Source organism: Mesorhizobium sp. P3_A2 (assembly GCF_056403115.1).
This window is the reverse complement of sequence record NZ_JBFUGC010000006.1, coordinates 198,891-215,389: the sequence shown is the minus strand read 5'-3', so window position 1 is coordinate 215,389 and position 16,499 is coordinate 198,891. Positions and strand designations below refer to the sequence as shown.

At 62.2% G+C, this 16,499-nt stretch carries 11 protein-coding genes, 1 tRNA gene and 1 pseudogene; 5 read left to right on the top strand and 8 right to left on the bottom strand.

Annotated features, from left to right (window positions below):
• Positions 1–5: 5 nt before the first annotated feature.
• A complete protein-coding gene (locus AC1DXM_RS16095; protein WP_477234105.1) occupies positions 6–1,526 on the bottom strand; it encodes a phosphomannomutase/phosphoglucomutase in 1,521 nt (506 codons plus the stop codon).
• A gap of 199 nt (positions 1,527–1,725) precedes the next feature.
• Here AC1DXM_RS16095 and AC1DXM_RS16090 point away from each other — a divergent pair.
• Positions 1,726–1,802, top strand: a tRNA-Pro gene (locus AC1DXM_RS16090).
• Positions 1,803–2,004: 202 nt separating this feature from the next.
• On the opposite strand, the gene AC1DXM_RS16085 is transcribed toward AC1DXM_RS16090, so the two are convergent.
• The gene (locus AC1DXM_RS16085) at positions 2,005–3,777 is read right to left on the bottom strand and encodes an adenylate/guanylate cyclase domain-containing protein (protein WP_477234103.1); all 1,773 of its coding nucleotides are present in this window, start codon (positions 3,775–3,777) and stop codon (positions 2,005–2,007) included.
• A 364-nt stretch (positions 3,778–4,141) separates the two neighbouring features.
• On the opposite strand from AC1DXM_RS16085, the pseudogene AC1DXM_RS16080 reads away from it, so the two are divergent.
• A pseudogene (locus AC1DXM_RS16080) lies at positions 4,142–4,300 on the top strand (SOS response-associated peptidase); the annotation flags it as partial.
• Between the two features lie 45 nt (positions 4,301–4,345).
• The gene (locus AC1DXM_RS16075) at positions 4,346–4,690 is read left to right on the top strand and encodes a hypothetical protein (protein WP_477234101.1); all 345 of its coding nucleotides are present in this window, start codon (positions 4,346–4,348) and stop codon (positions 4,688–4,690) included.
• 41 nt (positions 4,691–4,731) lie between these two features.
• On the opposite strand, the gene AC1DXM_RS16070 is transcribed toward AC1DXM_RS16075, so the two are convergent.
• From AC1DXM_RS16070 to AC1DXM_RS16055, 4 genes are all read right to left on the bottom strand, one after another.
• Positions 4,732–6,351: an ABC transporter ATP-binding protein gene (locus AC1DXM_RS16070; RefSeq protein ID WP_477234099.1), complete on the bottom strand. Its 1,620-nt coding sequence runs from the start codon at positions 6,349–6,351 to the stop codon at positions 4,732–4,734.
• Positions 6,352–6,368: 17 nt separating this feature from the next.
• Complete coding sequence (locus tag AC1DXM_RS16065; protein WP_477234097.1) at positions 6,369–7,496, bottom strand: ABC transporter permease; 1,128 nt, start codon at positions 7,494–7,496, stop codon at positions 6,369–6,371.
• Positions 7,489–8,412 (bottom strand): ABC transporter permease subunit, encoded by a 924-nt coding sequence (locus AC1DXM_RS16060; RefSeq protein ID WP_477234095.1) that lies wholly within the window; start codon positions 8,410–8,412, stop codon positions 7,489–7,491. Before AC1DXM_RS16060 ends, AC1DXM_RS16065 begins: the two co-directional genes overlap by 8 nt.
• 173 nt (positions 8,413–8,585) lie before the next feature.
• Entirely contained in the window at positions 8,586–10,178 is a 1,593-nt protein-coding gene (locus AC1DXM_RS16055) for a peptide ABC transporter substrate-binding protein (RefSeq protein WP_477234093.1), read from the bottom strand.
• Positions 10,179–10,468: 290 nt separating this feature from the next.
• On the opposite strand from AC1DXM_RS16055, the gene AC1DXM_RS16050 reads away from it, so the two are divergent.
• Together AC1DXM_RS16050 and AC1DXM_RS16045 are read left to right on the top strand one after the other, a co-directional pair.
• The gene (locus AC1DXM_RS16050; RefSeq protein ID WP_192256477.1) at positions 10,469–10,915 is read left to right on the top strand and encodes a TadE/TadG family type IV pilus assembly protein; all 447 of its coding nucleotides are present in this window, start codon (positions 10,469–10,471) and stop codon (positions 10,913–10,915) included.
• Entirely contained in the window at positions 10,915–12,684 is a 1,770-nt protein-coding gene (locus AC1DXM_RS16045) for a pilus assembly protein TadG-related protein (RefSeq protein ID WP_477234091.1), read from the top strand. Before AC1DXM_RS16050 ends, AC1DXM_RS16045 begins: the two co-directional genes overlap by 1 nt.
• Positions 12,685–12,823: 139 nt before the next feature.
• Here the strand turns inward: AC1DXM_RS16045 and bglA are convergent, their stop codons facing one another.
• Complete coding sequence (gene bglA / locus AC1DXM_RS16040) at positions 12,824–14,461, bottom strand: beta-galactosidase BglA (protein WP_477234089.1); 1,638 nt, start codon at positions 14,459–14,461, stop codon at positions 12,824–12,826.
• Entirely contained in the window at positions 14,461–16,461 is a 2,001-nt protein-coding gene (gene glgX / locus AC1DXM_RS16035; RefSeq protein WP_477234087.1) for a glycogen debranching protein GlgX, read from the bottom strand. The genes bglA and glgX overlap by 1 nt, the downstream gene beginning before the upstream one ends.
• Positions 16,462–16,499: the final 38 nt, after the last annotated feature.

Below are 16,499 nucleotides of genomic sequence, written 5' to 3'. Positions count from 1 at the left end.
CCAAATCAAAAGGTCTGGTTGTAGGCGCCGACGTCCGGGCTGCGGCGCAGCACGGCGTCGACGGCCTCGAACATCTGCCGGCGGCGGTCGGACGATACCGGGCTTTCGACAACCACGACAAGCTCCGGCTTGTTCGACGACGCCCGCACAAGGCCCCAGGTGCCATCCTCGGCCACGACGCGCACGCCGTTGACGGTGACGAGGTCGGCGATCTGCTGGCCAGCGAAGGCTGCACCTTCGCGCCTCATCGCCTGGAAGTCCGTCACCACGCGTTCGACCACGCCGTATTTCACATCGTCGGCGCAATGCGGCGACATGGTCGGCGTTCCGAAGGTCAGCGGCAGTGCGCGGTAGAGATCGGCCATCGAACTCCTTGGATTGCGGTCGAGCATCTGGCAAATGGCTATTGCCGTGACGAGACCATCATCGTAGCCGCGACCGATCGGCGGGTTGAAGAAGAAATGGCCCGACTTTTCGAAGCCGGCGACAGCACCGAGTTCGGCAACGCGGCGCTTGATGTAGGAATGGCCGGTCTTCCAGTAATCGGTGACCGCGCCATTGGCGCGCAGCACGCTGTCAGTGTTGAAGAGGCCCGTCGACTTGACGTCGACGACGAAGGTCGAATTTGGATATTGGCTCGAAATATCCCGCGCCAGCATGACGCCGACCTTGTCGGCGAAGATCTCGTTGCCTTCATTGTCGACCACGCCGCAACGGTCGCCGTCACCGTCGAAGCCAAGCCCGACATCGGCGCCGGTCTCCAGCACCTTGTCCCGGATGGCATGCAGCATCTGCATGTCCTCCGGGTTCGGGTTGTAGCGCGGGAAAGTATGGTCGAGCTCGACGTCGAGCGGGATCACCTCACAGCCGATGCGCTCCAGCGCCTGCGGCGCGAAGGCACCGGCAGTGCCATTGCCGCAGGCGGCCACAACCTTGAGCTTGCGCGCGATGCGCTTGTCGCCAACCAGATCGTAGAGATAGGTCTCGCGGAACCCGGAGACGAAATCGTAGGAACCGCCACCGACAAGATCGAAATCGCCGGCCAGCACGATCTGTTTCAGCGCGCTCATTTCCTCCGGTCCGAAGGTCAGCGGCCGCGCCGCGCCCATCTTGACCCCGGTCCAGCCGTTTTCATTGTGCGAGGCCGTGACCATGGCGACGGACGGTGTATCGAGGGCGAACTGGGCGAAATAGGCCATCGGCGACAGCGCCAGGCCGATGTCCTTTACCCTCGCGCCCGCCGCCATCAAGCCGGAGACCAGGGCCAGCTTGATGGCGAGCGAATAGGCGCGGAAATCGTGGCCGGTGACGATGTCTGGCCCGGCGCCAAGACGCCGAATCAACGTGCCCAGCCCCATGCCGAGCGCCTGGACGCCGATCAGGTTGAGCTCCGGCGGCTGCGCGGAGCCGGGGTGACCGAACCACCAGCGCGCATCGTACTCGCGAAATCCCGACGCCTTGATCAGCGCTTCGGTTTCGAATTCGAAGCTGTTAGGCCGGGCGTCGCCTACGATTTTCAGGGGCAAGACAGCAGAGCTCCAGATGGCGATTACGATTTGTCGAGGGCTGCGGCTTAGCACGCAAGGCTTTAAGCGGGGTTTATCCCGGGCGGGAAATCCACGCTTTGCGGCAATGCACGACGAAAGCGAACGAAATGCGACAGAAGCGCTGCCATTGCCGCTTGCAGGAACGAAGTACGGCGGCTATAAGCCCGCGGTCTGGTCACGGAGTGTAGCGCAGCCTGGTAGCGCACCTCGTTCGGGACGAGGGGGTCGCAGGTTCAAATCCTGCCACTCCGACCAGAAAAAACAGACACTTAGGTGTCCGTTTCTCCCGACACCCCACAGAAATGGAAAAGTAGTTGGCAGCTCTTCGCGGCTGGCAGGGTGTATAGCTCTCCTAAGCAGCGGTCAGTTGCCGGCAGTCGTCGGATGACTGCAATTGGGCCGGAAGCAGTAGGTCCGCTTGTGGTGCAGGGAAGAACGATTGCGGACGTCGATTAGCCTAGCCCTTTTCCCCTGCGTCATTCTCAGCAGAACCTAAATTCGGCCGCTCAATCCTTTGCGTCTCAACATTGTAGACGCGAACGTGCCCTTCGAGGCCTTTGAACTGGCGAGTACCGAGGTCAACGATCGGCGTGTTGCCAGGCAAATGGCGTGCCACGGAATAATCTACAAGGATTTGTCCATCTTCAGCGGACGAACACAGCCTCGATGCCAAGTTCACGACATTGCCAATTGCGGTGTAGTCAGCGCGGGCCTCATAGCCAATTCGACCCACCGTTGCCCACCCCATAGCTAGCCCCATGCCGAAGCCAATCTCATAACCACGTTGCCGCCACCCAGATATTAGCTCTTGTGTGGAATCCTGCATGTCGACAGCCATTTTTACGGCATGAAGCGCCGGCCCTTCACGTGGAACCGGGGCGTTGACGAGAATCATCAATCCATCCGCCGAAAAACTGGTCAACGTTGCTTCATACTTGGTGATGATCGCGCCGAGCGCCTCATAGTACTCACGCAGGACCTGCATGAGGTTCTCAGGTTCAGCGTGCGCTGAAAATGCAGTAAAGCCACGCAAGTCGCTAAAGACAGCGACTATTTCTGCGCGCTGTCCAGCGAGCATTCGCTCGTCACCGGCCTTCTCTACGAGTTCCGCAACCTGTGGTGCAAGGAAGCGCTTCAACCGCGTCAGTCGCTCCGCGCGGTCCCGCGATGTGGCAAGTTCTTGCGCCATTTGGTTGAATCGAGCAGCCAACCGCTCAAGTTCGTCTCCAGTGGAGATGTTGATCCGGTGATCGAACTGTCCAGCACCGATCTTGAGAGCGCCATCCTCCAACTGGAGGATAGGCCCGCTCATTCGTCTGGCAAGCCAATATGCGAGCACCGCCGCAAGGACTGTGGCGAGGAACAACAACCCGCCGGTCCGCCACAATGAAGCGTATAGAGGTGCAAAAGCCTCAGCCTGCGACTGCTCGACAACTACCGTCCAGCCGGCCGCGGCAACCGGCGCGCCAGCAGTCACAAAGCGTTCATTCTCGGCGTTGAAGCTTGCAATCGCAGTGCCGCCTGCGGCAGCGATCGCATCCTGCAATTTGCGCAGGGCCAACGCTGCTTTCTCGTCCGCGCCCTGCATCACTTTGCTGATCGCGGGGTGAGCGATCAGGCGGCCGGCCTGGTCGATGACAAATCCCTGGCCGCTGCGGCCCACGTGGATTTCGGAAACGATGAGCCAGATGGGCTTCAGACTGATTTCGGCGATGACCGAGTTGGCGACGACCAAATTGTCGTAACTGGCCATGGCCATGGTTATGGAGGGTTCGGAACCCGGGCGATAAATGACTGGGCCGTACCAGACCTTCGCCGTCCTGACGCCCACGACAGCGGGATCGCCTGAGCGATCCGCCCCGCTTTCTGTCCTGTTTTTGCCAGTGCGAGAGATGTGCAGCCGCTCCGCGCCAGTACCGTCGACAATACTGATGGTGAGGATTGCCGGGGCCTGGTGCATCGCTCGTACGGCAAGAAGCCGGAGCTGTTTCACGCTGGCCATATTCGACCCTTCCGGGGGGATCGTCGAGCCGAGCGCAAGCTGGATGCTGTCAAGAAAGCTCTCAGTTTTGTCGGCCGCCGATGTTGCCTCGGACTGCAGCAGGGCGCTAAGGATCGCATGCTGGTCGACATAGCTGAACCAAGTGTTGCTGATGCCACCGGCGGCCATCGGAAAAATGGCCGCCGCGAACAAGACTAAGAAATACTTCTGAAATAGCGATCGACGCATGCATGCGGCTTTGAGATTGGAGGAAGGTCTCCCACGTGATGCGACCCGACCATAGGTCGCGACAGCTCAGTCCCAGAAAGGTAACCTAAATTGTCGCGTCTTGGTATGGGTTGAGCCGTTCCCACTCATGGTCGCGTCTCGTGCCTTCCACGGGGTTGGATAAAGGAATGTTTCCCGGATCGGGGAGTCGCAATCACGACCCTCAGCTAGATGGTGTCCGCTTTAGGGCAACGACGAACTTTGCCTGTTAGGCCGAAATGAGGCGCAAAGCGGATACTCGCTTAAGCCCAACGTGCACCTCATCACCCGAACAATCGCATGTCACTCAGAGGTTTAGTCTCGACGGCACCCTTGTCACAAATAGTGGCGCGACGGCGAAGGCAATAAGCCACCCACATTCACAATGCTGACGACGGAGCCGGGACCAGACGTTGCGCCCATCCACTTAAAGGCAAACCGGCCGCATCGGCGTCTGGCGTGGGCTGGTGTTTTGACGAGACAACCACCCGCGCTACCTCGATAATGGGGCAACCGCCGAAACAGCGGCCCGAAACGAGGTGTGCGGAAGATGAAGTTATTGATTTCGATCGCAAGCCGGCTGTCAGCGCTGCTTGCTCTGTCGCTGGCGACAGGCTGCTCATCGCTGGGCGGTACGGTCAACCCGGCGAAATACGACAGCATGACATGCGCCGAGCTCAATAACGCCGTGGGCGATATCGCGCGTGAAATCTCGCAAACCGCCATCACCCGCGGCAAGGTCGCCAACACCAGCGTGCCGAACTGGCTGCTCGGCGGCGCACGCGTCAAGACCGCTGTCGCCAACCGTGAGACGGCCAGGATCGAAAAGCTGAAGCAGCGGGAAGACGTGATTGTCACGACAAGAGCCAGCAGATGCCCCAAGTCAACGGGCTAAGCGCACTGGCCCTGCCCTGACGATCTGCTTCACCTCACGCCTCAAGCACTCAACCGGAACCGCGTCACATCGATCGCCGCGTTCATCAGCGTCTGTGTGTAGGCTGCCTGCGGGTTGCTGAATATCTCTTCGGTCGGGCCTTCCTCGACGATCTTGCCCTGTTTCATGACGATGATGTAGTCGGCCATGGCGCGCACCACGGCGAGGTCGTGGCTGATGAAGAGATAGGACAGTTCGTGGTCGGCCTGCAGCTTGCGCAGCAATTCGACGATCTGTTTCTGCACCGAGCGGTCGAGCGCCGAGGTCGGCTCGTCCAGCACCACCAGTTTGGGTTTCAGGATCATGGCCCGCGCAATCGCGATGCGCTGGCGCTGGCCGCCGGAGAATTCGTGCGGGTAGCGGTTGCGCGCGTTGGGATCGAGGCCGACCTCGAGCAAGGCCTCGACGGCGCGTTGGTCGCGCTGCTTGCCTGACAGGTTCGGCTCATGCACCAGAAGCCCTTCGGTGATGACCTGGCCGACGGTCATGCGCGGCGACAGCGAGCCGAACGGATCCTGGAAGACCAGCTGCATCTCACGTCGCAGCGGCCGCATCGCCTGGCGGTCGGCGGTGGAAATATCCCGGTCGCCGAAGCGGATGACGCCATCGCTCGGCAGCAGCCTGAGCAGGGCGCGGCCGAGCGTCGATTTTCCGGAACCGGATTCGCCGACGATGCCGATGGTCTGGTTGCGCTTCAGCCGGATCGAAATGTGGTCGACCGCGCGTAGCAACAGCGGCTCGCCGGCGAGGAAGCCGCCGCCGATCTTGAAGGTCACCTCGACATTCCTGCCCTCGAGCAACACCGGCGCGTTGGCCGGCGGCGGCGCCTTGGTTCCGGTCGGTTCGGCGGCCAGAAGCATTTTCGTATAGGCATGCTGCGGGTTGGCGAACAGTGCTTCTGCCTCGCCCTCTTCGACCACCTCGCCATAGCGCATGACATAGACGCGGTCGGCAAAGCGCCGGACAATGCCGAGGTCGTGGGTGATGAAGACGATGGCCATGCCGAGCTTGCGCTGCAGTTCGGCGAGCAACACCAGGATCTGCGCCTGGATGGTGACGTCGAGCGCGGTCGTCGGCTCGTCGGCGATCAGGATGTCGGGGTCGTTGGCCAGCGCCATGGCGATCATGACGCGCTGGCGCTGGCCGCCCGACATTTCGTGCGGATAGGATTTCATCCGCCGCTCGGGGTCGGGAATATGCACCAGCCTGAGCAGCTTGAGCGCCTCTTCACGCGCCTCGGCCGCGTTCAGCCCGCGATGCTTGCGGATCGGCTCCATCAGCTGGTTGCCGATCGAATAGAGCGGATCGAGCGAGGTCATCGGCTCCTGGAAGATCATGCTGATCTTGGCGCCGCGCACCTTGTTGAGGTCGGACTTGCTCAGCGTCAACAGGTTGCGGCCGCGGTAGTCGACATGGCCCGTCGCCTCGCCGTTGGAGGCCAGCAGGCTCATCGCCGCCATCATCGTCTGGCTCTTGCCGGAGCCGGATTCGCCGACCACGGCAACGGTTTCGCCCGCATTGACGTGAATGTTGATGCCCTTGACCGCTTCGACGGCGCCGTCGAGCGTGCGGAAGCGGACGCGCAGGTCCTTGACGCTGAGGATCGTTTCGGGAGTTGCCATATCAACGGTTCCCATCTTTATCGATCTCTCGGGTCGAGCGCGTCGCGCAGGCCGTCGCCGACGAAATTCAGTGCAAACAGCGTCGAGACGAGGAAGAAGGCAGGAAACAGCAGCAGCCAGTTGGCGGTGCCGATGTTCTTGGCGCCGACCGAGATCAGCACGCCCCAGCTGGTCATCGGCTCCTGCACGCCAAGGCCGAGGAAGGACAGGAAGCTTTCCAGGATGATGACCTGCGGCACCAAGAGAGTCATGTAGATCACCACGGGTCCCAGCAGGTTGGGGATGACATGGCGGAGCAGGATGCCGCGCTGGCCGACGCCCATGGCCTCGGCGGCCTGGACATATTCCTGGCGGCGGATCGACAACGCTTGGCCGCGCACGATGCGCGCCATGTCGAGCCACAGCACCGCACCCACCGCTAGGAACATCAGCACGAAGTTGCGGCCGAAGAACACCACCAGCATGATGACGAAGAAGATGAACGGCAGCGAATAGAGCACGTCGACGATGCGCATCATCACCTCGTCGATCTTGCCGCCGGAAAAGCCGGCCGCTGCGCCATAGAGGACGCCGATGACCACGGCGACAACGCCGGCAAGCAGGCCGATGGCCAGCGAAATGCGCCCTGCCATCAGCGTGCGGGACAGCAGATCGCGGCCGGTGTTGTCGGTGCCGAACAGGAAATATTGCTGTTTGACCGACGCAGTCATCGTCAATTCGAGCCCGTCGGCCGATTTGCTCTCGATCTTGGTATCGTCGAAGGCATCGGAGCGGTCGAGGTAGCGGATATTGCGCTCGTCGATCGGCTTGGTCGAGGTGACGGTGACGGTGACGCGACTGCCGTCCAGTTTCCACTCCTTGATGTTGACGCGCATGCGCTTGATCGCATCGTCAAGCGCCGTCTCGATCATGTCGGGCTTCGGATAGGCTGAGAAGCTTGGCGGCGTGCGCACATAGTCGGCATAGATGGTGGTGTATTGGTGCGGCACGAACCAGGGGCCGAACACGCTGATGACGCCAATGAAGGCAAGGTAATAGAGGCTGAACATGGCGGCGCGGTTGGCCTTCAGGCGCGCCCATGCGTCGCCCCAGAGCGAGCGGCCGACGACGGCCGGCGGGGCGGCGGTGGCTGCGATATCAGTCATAGCGCACCCTCGGGTCGACGACGGCGTACATGACGTCGACGATCAGGTTGAAGACGATGGTGAAGAGCGCGATCACCACCACGGTTCCCATCACCAGCGTGTAGTCGCGGTTGAGCGCGGCATCGACGAAATAGCGGCCGACGCCGGGAATGGAGAAGATCGTCTCGACGATAACCGAACCGGTAAGCAGCGCCGCGGCCGCCGGCCCGGTGAAGGACACGATCGGCAGGATGGCGCCACGCAGCGCGTGCTTGACCACCACCGACCAGTCGGAGAGGCCGAGCGCACGCGCCGTTCGGATATGATGCGAGCGCAAGCTCTCAATCATCGAACCGCGCATCAGGCGGGCAACGATGGCGATCTGCGGCAAAGCGAGCGTCAGCACCGGGCCGACCTTGTTGATCAGTGCGCCATCACCCCAGCCGCCGATCGGCAACAGCTTCCAGGTCAATCCGAACACCAGCTGAATCACAGGGGCGATGACGAAGGTTGGGATGGTGCTGCCGGCGGTCGCCAGCGCGATCACCGTATAGTCACCAAGCTTGTTCTGGTTGAGCGCGGCAGTGGTGCCGAGCACCGAGCCGAGCAGAAGCGCCAGGATCAGCGCGGAGGTGCCGAGCTGGACTGAAATCGGCAAGCCCTTGGCGAAGAGTTCGGTGACGGTGAAGTCAGGCAAATTGTAGCTCGGCCCGAAATTGCCGCGCAAAAGATTGCCAAGATAGTGGGCATATTGCAGCCAGAGCGGATCGTCGAGGCCGAACTGAGCTTCCAGATTGGCCCTGATCTCGGGGCTCAAGCCCCGCTCCTGATTGAACGGACCGCCTGGTGCGACGCGTATCAGGAAGAACGCCATGGTCACGATGACGAATAGCGTCGGTATGGCGGTCAGAAGCCGCCGGAGAATATATCGCAGCATCGGCGCCCCGCTTCGGCCAGAGCGACACACGTCCATGCGGACGCATTGCCACGCTCCGGCGCTCCAAATCTTCGCACCGGGCTTGCCGAAAATCGACCACGACTTTCGGACCGATGCGATGACCGACCAGCCGCCGCGCCCGGATGAGGCGCGGCGGTCCAGTCAAGGATGATTCAGTCCTTGGAGACGAAGCGGGACGGATGGACGTCCATCACATTGTCATCGAAGCCATGCAGCTTCGAGGAAACGATGTCGTGGAAGCTGTAGTAGAGAAGCGGAATGTTACCGACGTCATCGACAAGGATGCGCTCGGCGTCAGTGAGGTCCTTCATGCGCTCTTCCGGCTTGCCGCCAGCGGCGGCGGCCTTGTCCATGGCCGCCTCGTATGCCGGGCTGTTGTAGTTCGAATAGTTGTTGCCGCTGGCCTTGCGTGTGATGCCGAGGAAGGTTTCCGGATCCTTGTAGTCGGCGATCCAGGCGGCGCGCGCCACGTCGTAGTTACCCTTCTGCTCGAGGAAGGAATAGTGGGTCTTGGTATCGGTGTTGAGCAGCGTGATCTCGACGCCAAGCGGCTTCAACTGTTCCTGGATGGCAACCGCGGTGTTCTTGTGGTTTTCCGAGGTGTTGTAGCGGATCTCCATCTTCAGCGGATGCTCAGGCGTATAGCCGAGTTTCTCGAGGATTTTCTTGGCGGCGTCCTCGCGGTCGATCTGCGACATGTCGGCGTATTTGGCCAGTGCCGGGGTGTAGCCCGCGATGCCTGGAGGCACCATCGAATAGCCCGGCAGCATCGAGTTCTGCCAGACTTTCTCCGCGAGGAAGTCGCGGTCGATCGCCATCGAGATGGCGTTGCGCAGCTCGACATTGTCCCACGGCGCCTTGTCGGTCTTGATCGCATAGTAGTAGGTGCCGAGATACGGTCCGACACGGACCTGATCGCCGAATTTGGTCTTGAGGTCAGCAAGCTGTTCGGTCGGCAGGTCGCCGTAGCTGTCGAGTTCGCCGGCCTCGAAGCGCTTCATCGCCGACGAGCGGTCTTCGGTCGGGATGTAGTTGACCACGTCCATCTTGACGGTCGCGGCGTCCCAGAACTTCGGATTCTTGACCAGCTTCATGTGGTCGTTGGGAATCCACTCGGCCAGTGTATAGGCGCCGTTCGAAACGAGATTGCCCGCCTTGATCCAGTCGGCGCCGAGCTTGTCGATTGAGGCCTTGTTGACCGGATAGGTGGCCTGGTGGGTCAGCATCTCGAGGAAGTATGGCGTCGGCGCCTTCAACGTCACTTCCAGGGTGTTGGCGTCGATCGCCTTGACGCCCATATCCTCAGGCTTGCCTTTCTTGGTGTTGACTTCCTCGGCGTTCTTCACGGGATAGAGCATGGAAGCGTATTCGGCGGCGGTCGCCGGATCCTCCAGCCGACGGAAGGAGTAGACGAAGTCGTCCGCCGTCACCGGGCTGCCATCCGACCACAAGCCGTCCTTGCGCAGCTTGAAGGTGTAGACGGTGCCGTCATCGGACACGGTCCAGCTTTCGGCGGCGCCCGGAATAAGGTTCGTCTTCTGATCGTGCATGACCAGACCCTGGAACAGGTCGCGTATGACATCGGCTTCGTAGGTGGTCGAGGTCTTGTGCGGATCGACCGTTTCGACTTCGGCGGCGCTGCCTCTGTTATAGACGGTCTCGGCAAGGGCCGGCGTCAGGAACGTGCCTGCAGCAAAGGTCATGGTTGTGGCGACCAGCGTCGCCTTCAGCATATTTTTCAGCATGAAGTCTCTCCCTTTGGCGCGGCCCAACGGCTCGCGCCTTTCGAGTGTTAACGCCCCGGAACCGATTTCTGGCCCCTTTGAGCGCGCCGCCGGTTCCCTTTCCGGCAGCTGGTGGCAGGACACTAGACAGACGGAAATATTATTTCAACCGCCCGCTGCTTGACGTAGAGTGAGTAGTCCAGCGCTAAAATAGTACCAGCTAAAATTCAGATGCCTTTCAACTGGCTGCACCTTGCGGTTGCCTTATCGGTTTTCTGTTTTTGCAAGCGAAGTTTGGCATGCTTGGCAGTATGCTGCAGAACCCAAAACTCCCTGCCTTGTGGTGTCGTTTCCGGGCGAACGCCTCGGGGACCTCGGCGATCGAATTTGCCATGCTGGCGCCGTTGTTCATCCTGCTCCTACTCGGAATGGTTGCATATGGCATCTATTTCGGCGCCAGCCATTCGGTCCAGCAAATCGCGGCGGATGCGGCGCGAACGGCGATTGCGGGGCTGAACGCCACTGAACGCAAGACGCTGGTGACCAACTTTATCAACAACGATGTCAATGGTTATCCCTTCGTCGATGCCACGAAACTGACGGTCGACGCCAAGGACAGCGTCGCCGATGGCAGTCAGTTCGTGGTCTCGGTCAGCTACGACGCACGGAATTTGCCGATCTGGAATCTGTTCCCCAATCTGGCGATGCCGGGCATGACCATTCAACGTCAATCGACGATCCGGGTCGGGGGCATCTGATGCGTAGTGCCGTTGCCGGAATGTGGCAGATATGCCGGCGGCTGCTGCGCGAGACGCGGGCCAATTTCGCTGTCATGACGGCGCTCTGCGCGCCTGTCGCGCTGGCCCTGACGGCGTTCGCCGTCGACCAGGGTGCGCTATTCAACGAGCGCCGCGCAGCGCAGTCGATCGTCGACCTGGCGGCGATCACTGCTGCGGCCAACCTCGCCCACGTCGAAACGGCGGTGCTGACGACGCTGAAGGACAATGGCATCAGCTCGGTTGCCGTGCAGAAAGACGGGACAACCGTCGCGCCAACAGCCACCAAGGCGGTGGTCCAGATTGTGCCGGGACGCTACACCGGCTTGAGTTCGATCGCCGCCGGCAGCCGGTTCGAAGCGGGCAAGCTGCCCTACAATGCCGTGCGCGTGTTCCTGAAGAAGCAGGGCACGCTCTATTTCGGCGCCTCGTTCATGGCCCCACCGGTCATCGGCACGACGGCCACCGCAAACGCCCAGGCGCAGGCGACATTTTCGGTCGGCTCGAGGCTGCTCAGCGTCAATGACGGCCTGCTCAACGCGCTCCTCAAGGGACTGGTGGGCGGCAACATCTCGCTCAGCGTGATGGACTATAATTCCCTGATCGCGGCCGACATCAACGTGCTTTCCTTTGTCGACGCGCTCGCGGTTCAGTTGAACATGACCGGTGTAACCTATTCGGATGTGCTGGCTTCAAAGGCCAGCATCGGCCAGATCGCAACCGCCATGGCCAATGTCCCGGGGCTTGGCAACACGGCCAAGCTGGCCTTGCAGTCGGTAGCCTCGAAGGCCACCAGCACGGTCCAGATTCCGCTCAGCCACCTTGTCGACCTCGGCTCGATCGGCCGCCTGGGTATCGGGCAAAAGCCCTCGGGCCTGGGTGTCGATACCAGCGCCATGGGGATGCTGACGGCCGCAGCCTCCCTTGCCAACGGCACCAACCAGGCCCAGCTCGACCTTGGCGTCACCGTGCCTGGCCTCACCGCTACGACGCTCAACGTCGCCATTGGCGAGCCGATGCAATCCTCGCCATGGCTGGCTGTCGGCGAGGCCGGTACCGTGGTGCGCACCGCGCAGACACGCATCAAGCTTCTGGCGTCGGTCACTGTCGGCAACAGCAATATAGGCGGCGGCACCAGCCTGCTCTCCGTCACCCTGCCGCTGCATATCGAAATCGCCTATGCGGAGGCCAAGCTGACGGACATAAGCTGTCCGACGGGCCGTCCCGAGAGCATCAAGGTCACGGTAGCCACAACTCCGGGTGTCGTAGAGGCGCATCTTGCCGCCAGCAGCGCCGACGGCAATCCCGGAGCCTTCGCCGACTTCACCAAAGATGAGCTTTTCTCCATTACCGAAATCGCGGCAGTGAAGCTTTTGCTCGTCCCGCCCGTGTCGGTGAAGGGCTCGGCGGCATTTGCGATGAAAAACATCAATCCGACCAACCTTGTCTTCGACTATGCCAATATCACCGCCAAGACGATCAAGACTGCCTCGACGCAGAACCTGACGCAGTCGCTGACAACGTCGTTGGTCAGCGATCTGACATTGACGGCCAATCCGCTGGGCCTGCCGATCAACCTCAGCACTCTGCTGGGAACCGTGAAGCCGCCGGTGGTGGCGCTGCTGAACAGCGTGACGGCGCCTGTCGACACGCTGGTCTACAATGTGCTCGCAGCGCTCGGGGTGAGCGTCGGCCAGGCCGATGTCCGGGTCACCGGCGCGACCTGCGGCCGCTCCGTTCTGGTGCAATAGGCCCGATCTATCGGTTAGAGCAATTCCAGGAAAAGTGTGAGCGGTTTTCCCGGGAAAAGCGCGTAGCGCTTTCCCTTGGGAATTGCGTGAAAACAAAGAGATAGAGCGGTTCGCCGTTTCCGTGAAACGGTGAAGCGCTCTAACTGGTTCGTCCGACAAACCAGCCCAGCGCCGGCAGCGACAGCCCCTCCTCCTGTAGGACCGCACCGCCACCCGGAGCTATCGCCACGACGGGCCCGAAATCCGGCGGCAGTGGCCAGTCGGCCGGTTCGTCGGCGAAATTGAAGACGCAGAGCAATGTCTCGGCCTCGCCCTGCCTGATGAAGGCAAGGACATCGCCCTCGGTATCGAGAAAACGGATCGAACCCTTGACCAGAGCCGGATGCGCCTTGCGCAAGGCCAGCATCGTCCGGTAGCCGGCGAGCACCGAATTTTCGTCGCCATTCTGGACGTCGACCGCCCGGGCGCGCTGGCTTGCCGGCACCGGCAGCCAGGGCTTGGCCGACGAAAAACCGGCATTGTCGGCGCCCGCCTCCCAGACCATCGGCGTGCGGCAGCCGTCCCTGCCCTTGACCGTCGGCCAGAAGCGGATGCCAAAGGGATCACGCAAATCCTCGAAGGTCAGTTCCGCCTCCTGCAGCCCAAGCTCCTCGCCTTGATAGAGGCAGATCGATCCGCGCAGGCAGGCGAGCAGAGCGATCGAGAATTTCGCCACCGCATCCGGATCGCCGCCCGGCCGCGTCCAGCGGCTGACATGGCGCACGACATCGTGGTTGGAAAACGCCCAGCAGACCCAGCCATCAGCAACCGCTGTTTCAAACGCCTCGACGCAGCCGCGCACATGGGCAGACGAGAATTGCGCGCCGAGCAGGTCGAATGTGTAGCACATGTTGAGCTTGTCGCCGCCGGATGTGTAGGCGGCCAGCGTCTGCAGTGAGCGGCCTTCGTCACCGACCTCGCCGACACTAGCGCGGCCGTCATACTCGTCGAGCAGAGAGCGAAAGCGCCGGAGGAAACCGAGGTTCTCCGGCTGCGACTTGTCGAACAGATGTTCCTGGAAGAGATAGGTGTTGGTTTCGCCATTGGTGCCGGCGACGCTCGACGCCAAAGGCGGATTGCTGCGCAGCCAGCGGTCATGGACATAGTAGTTTACCGTGTCCAGGCGGAAGCCGTCGACGCCGCGGTCGAGCCAAAACCGCACCGTCTCCAGCAATGCGTCCTGAACCTCTGGATTGTGGAAATTGAGGTCCGGCTGCGAGGCCAGGAAATTGTGCATGTAGTATTGCCGGCGGGTCGCGTCCCATTCCCAGGCCGGGCCACCGAAAACCGACAACCAGTTGTTGGGCGCGTTGCCGTCGGGTCTGGTGTCGGCCCAGACGTACCAATCGGCCTTGGGGTTGTCGCGGCTGGTACGGCTTTCGACGAACCACTCGTGCTTGTCGGAGGAATGCGACAGCACCTGGTCGATGATCACCTTCAGGCCGAGCCGGTGCGCCTCGGCCACCAACGCGTCGAAATCCTCCAGGGAGCCGAACATCGGATCGACCGCCTGATAGTCCGATACGTCGTAGCCCATGTCGGCCATTGGCGACTTGAAGAAGGGCGACAGCCAGACGGCGTCAACGCCGAGCGAGGCGACGTGCGCCAGCCGCGATGTGACGCCTGAGAGGTCGCCGCTACCGTCGCCCGTCGTATCCTGGAACGAGCGCGGGTAGATCTGGTAGATGACGCAGCCGCGCCACCAGTCGGCCCCCTGCTCTGTATTGCCATCGGCCATCACGAACCCTTCCTGGCGCGCGTCTTTGCGGTCCGGCGCTCTATCATGAAATTCACGCTGCGGCCGGGCAGCGGGCGCGCAAGGTCGATCGCCTGCGTTTCAACAGCCGGCTGCCATTGGAATCCTTCCCGCACGGGCAGCGTGAAGACGCATTGGCGGCGGTCGCCATTGACGATGACGGCCAGGCGGCCTTCCCCCGTATTGCCAAACAGCATGACGAGACGGTGGCGCGCGGCATCGTTCCAGTCGGCCTCGCCAAGCGGTGCGCCGGTCTCGGTCAGCCAGGCGACATCGGGCACATCAGAACCAGTCGGCGGCTCCCCGGTCAGGAAGCGCGGGGCGGCAAGCGCTGAAACCGCGCGGCGCAGTGCGGCGAGCGCCGACACATGGGCTTCCAGCGCGAGGTCGCGCCCGGCCCAGTCGAGCCAGGTGATGGCGTTGTCCTGTGCGTAGGCGTTGTTGTTGCCCTTTTGCGTGCGGCCGAATTCGTCGCCCGCCGTCAGCATGATGGTGCCGCGCGAGGCAAACAGGGTGGCAAGCAGCGCGCGACGGTCACCGGAACGGGCCTCGGCAATCGCCTTGTCGGAGGTCTCGCCCTCGACGCCATTGTTCCAGGACAGGTTCTCATTGTGGCCGTCGCGGTTCTTCTCGCCATTGGCCTGGTTGTGCTTGGCCTCATAGGCGACGATGTCGGCCAAAGCCATGCCGTCATGCGCGGCGATGAAATTGACCGTGCGGCTGGTGCTGAGCCCTTCTTTGGCGAAGACATCGGACGAGCCGGCGAGCCTTGTTGCCAGCGCACCGACGGCGCCGGCATCGCCGCGCCAGAAGCGCCTGATGTCGTCGCGGTAGCGGTCGTTCCATTCCAGATATGGCGGGCGGAAATTGCCCAGCTGATAGCCGTTCGGGCCAATATCCCAGGGCTCGGCCATCAGCACCCTATCGGTAAGGATCGGGTCGCCAGCAATGGCTTGAAGCAAGGGCGCTTCCGGATCGAAAACGCCATCGACGCGGCCGAGGACCGGCGCCAAATCGAAGCGGAAACCGTCGACGCCGGCGTAGCGGACGAAATGACGGAGCGTATCGAGCACCATGTCGCGAACGACCGGATGGTCGCAGGCGACGGTGTTTCCGGTGCCGGTGTCGTTGACCAGCCTGCCATCCGGTTCGTGCCGGTAATAGGCCTGCGCGTCGAGGCCACGCAGCGAAAGCGTCGGCCCGAGCCGGTCGCTCTCGCCGGTGTGGTTGAAGACGAGATCGAGGATGGTGCCGATCCCGGCCTTGCGCAGGGCCGCTACCGTGTCGCGCAATTCGGCCAACCCGCCCGGCGCCAGGCGCGGATCAAGGGCCATGAAGGTGACGGGGTTGTAGCCCCAGGCATTGCTCAAGCCGAGCGGCGGCAGATGGCGTTCGTCGATCGAGGCGGTGATGGGCATCAGCTCGACGGCGGAGACGCCGATCTTTTTGAGGTGTTCGATGATGGCCGGGTGGGCAAGCGCCGCAATGGTGCCGCGCTGGGCTTCCGCCACGTCCGGGTGCAGCCTGGTGAAGGAACGGACATTGAGCTCGTAGATCAGGCCGCCGGGTTGGAACAGCGGCGGCTTGGCCGGCTGGGGCTTTGGCAGCGCGCGAGCGACGGTCTTGGGCATCAGCGACGCGGTATCGGCGCCTTCGTTGCGCCGGGCGGCGAGCCGCCAGTGATGCTGATAGGGCCTGTCGATTTCGACCGCGTAGGGATCGGTCAGCAGTTTTTCCGGATCGAACCACAGGCCGCGTTCCGGCGCGTAGTCGCCATCGGCGCGAAAGCCGTAGCGGGTGCCGCCGGCAAGGCCGGCGACTGACAAGGCAAAAACGCCCTCGCCTTCGGGTTGGAGCTCAAGCCGGTCGATCTCGCGGGTGCCGGTGTCGTCGAAGATCGACACCCAAAGACGTCGTGCCGACGACGACCAAGCGGCGAAGCGGATGCCATCGCGGGTGATGGCTGCGCCGAGTGTGGTCATGGGCGCGTCCTCCACCCTCCCCCATGTGGGGAGGGTCG